Annotated in this window: 1 protein-coding gene; it reads right to left on the bottom strand. The window is 70.8% G+C overall.

All coding sequences use genetic code 11. From position 1 onward, the window contains the following. Positions 1-1,533, bottom strand: a 1,533-nt coding sequence (locus tag HW445_RS30335; protein ID WP_180224008.1) for an NCS1 family nucleobase:cation symporter-1, incomplete at its 3' end; no start/stop codon positions are given. Positions 1,534-1,587 lie beyond the last annotated feature (54 nt).

Raw genomic sequence — 1,587 nt, 5'->3', positions numbered from 1 at the left:
ACGGCGGTGCACCCCGAGCGGCAGCATCAGCAGGACGTAGAGGACCAGCGACGTCCCGAGCCCGACCGCCCAGCCGTAGTCGGCGAGGCCGGACAGGGCCGGCAGGGGGCGGCCGTCCGCCAGCGGCGCGAAGTCCGCCCCGCCGACCGCCAGGACTCCTCCGGTCAGGAACGCCACCACCGCCCGCCAGTTCCAGCCCCCGGCGTACCAGTAGGGTCCGTCCGCGCGGTAGAGCGCCGGCAGGTCGAGCCGGGTGCGGCGCAGGATCCAGTAGTCGGCGATCAGGATGCCGGCCACGGTGCCCAGCAGCCCGGCCACCAGTCCCAGCCAGGTGAAGATGTACCCCTGCGGGTCCTGGTAGAGCTTCCACGGCATGATCAGCACCGCGATCACCGCCGTCGCCAGTGCCCCGGTACGGAAGCTGATCCGCCGTGGCGCGACGTTGGAGAAGTCGAAGGACGGCGAGACCAGGTTGGCCGCGATGTTCACCGAGAGCGTCGCCACCAGCACCGTCACCAGGGCGAACACCAGCCCCACCGCGTTGTCCGTCTTCGCCGCGAGCTGCACCGGGTCCCAGATCGCCTCCCCGTACACGGCCTGGGAGCCCGAGGTGACCATCACCGACAGGAAGGCGAACAGCGTCATGGTGGTGGGCAGTCCGAGCGCCTGGCCCCAGGTCTGGGCCCGCTGGCTCTTCCCGTACCGGGTGAAGTCGGGGATGTTGAGGGAGAGCGTCGACCAGAAGCCGATCATGCCCATCAGGGCGGGCCCGAACAGCGTCCAGAAGTCGGCGTCCCAGCCCAGCCTCGACGGCTGGTCGAGCAGCGGCCCGAACCCGCCGGCCTTGTCGCTCATCCACCAGAGCATCACGAGGGCGCCGATCAGGACGAACGGCGCGGCCCAGTTCTCGAAGCGGCGGACGGTCTCCATCCCCCGGAAGATGATGGCCACTTGAAGCGCCCAGAAGAGCGCGAACGACAGCCACAGCGTCCACGGGTACCCGCCGACGGCGGCGGCGCCGGTCCACCCCTCGCCGATCAGCTTCCCGGCCAGGAAGTAGATCGCCTCACCGCCGATCCAGGTCTGGATGCCGAACCAGCCGCAGGCCACCAACGCCCGTACCACGGCGGGGAGGTTGGCACCGCGGATGCCGAACGAGGACCGGGCGAAGACCGGGAAGGGGATGCCGTACTTGGGCCCGGCGTGCCCGGTGAGCAGCATCGGGGCCAGGACGATCAGATTGGCCAGCGCGATGGTGAACACCGCCTGCTTCCAGTCCATCCCGACCGCGATGAGGCCCGAAGCGAGGGTCCAGGAGGCGGTGTTGTGGGCCATGCCGACCCAGAGCGCGGAGAAGTTGTAGGTGTTCCAGGTCCGCCCCGCGGCAGGCACCGGGAGGAGGTCGGCGTTGGCGTAACGCCCTTCGGGCGCAGGTGAGTTCGGGTCGAGTTCCACCCGCCCGCCGGGCAGTTCGAGCTGTCCGGCGGACGGCGGGCGCGGCGGGGTGGCGTCGGTGGGCGCGGTGTCGGTCATGGGCAGGCCGCTCCAGGAGACGTGGCGGTCGGGTGGCCGTGCGGTGGAACCGGG

It is taken from the genome of Streptomyces sp. UH6, assembly GCF_013421635.1.
GTDB classification, from domain to species: Bacteria; Actinomycetota; Actinomycetes; order Streptomycetales; family Streptomycetaceae; genus Streptomyces; species Streptomyces abyssomicinicus.
The sequence above is the reverse complement of the archived record's forward strand: the minus strand, read 5'-3'. Positions and strand labels throughout refer to the sequence as shown.